1 protein-coding gene is annotated in these 640 nt (G+C 57.3%); it reads left to right on the plus strand.

Annotated elements, in window-relative coordinates; genetic code table 11:
• Positions 1-640 (plus strand): IS5-like element IS5 family transposase (locus tag ACLHZ1_RS20555; protein ID WP_427263537.1); only part of this gene is annotated, 640 nt, incomplete at both ends.

A 640-nucleotide genomic window follows, 5' to 3' on the forward strand; every position in this document is an offset into this window, starting at 1 on the left:
GCATGCAGCATTGGTACAACCTGAGCGATGGCGCGATGGAAGATGCTCTGTACGAAATCGCCTCCATGCGTCTGTTTGCCCGGTTATCCCTGGATAGCGCCTTGCCGGACCGCACCACCATCATGAACTTCCGCCACCTGCTGGAGCAGCATCAACTGGCCCGCCAATTGTTCAAGACCATCAATCGCTGGCTGGCCGAAGCAGGCGTCATGATGACTCAAGGCACCTTGGTCGATGCCACCATCATTGAGGCTCCCAGCTCGACCAAGAACAAAGAGCAGCAACGCGATCCGGAGATGCATCAGACCAAGAAAGGCAATCAGTGGCACTTTGGCATGAAGGCCCACATTGGTGTCGATGCCAAGAGTGGCCTGACCCACAGCCTAGTCACCACCGCGGCCAACGAGCATGACCTCAATCAGCTGGGTAATCTGCTGCATGGAGAGGAGCAATTTGTCTCAGCCGATGCTGGCTACCAAGGAGCGCCCCAGCGTGAGGAGCTGGCCGAGGTGGATGTGGACTGGCTGATCGCCGAGCGCCCCGGCAAGGTAAGAACCTTGAAACAGCATCCACGCAAGAACAAAACGGCCATCAACATCGAATACATGAAAGCCAGCATCCGGGCCAAGGTGGAGCACCC

This window comes from Aeromonas sobria (genome assembly GCF_050266975.1).
In the GTDB taxonomy this organism is placed as follows: domain Bacteria; phylum Pseudomonadota; class Gammaproteobacteria; order Enterobacterales; family Aeromonadaceae; genus Aeromonas; species Aeromonas sobria_B.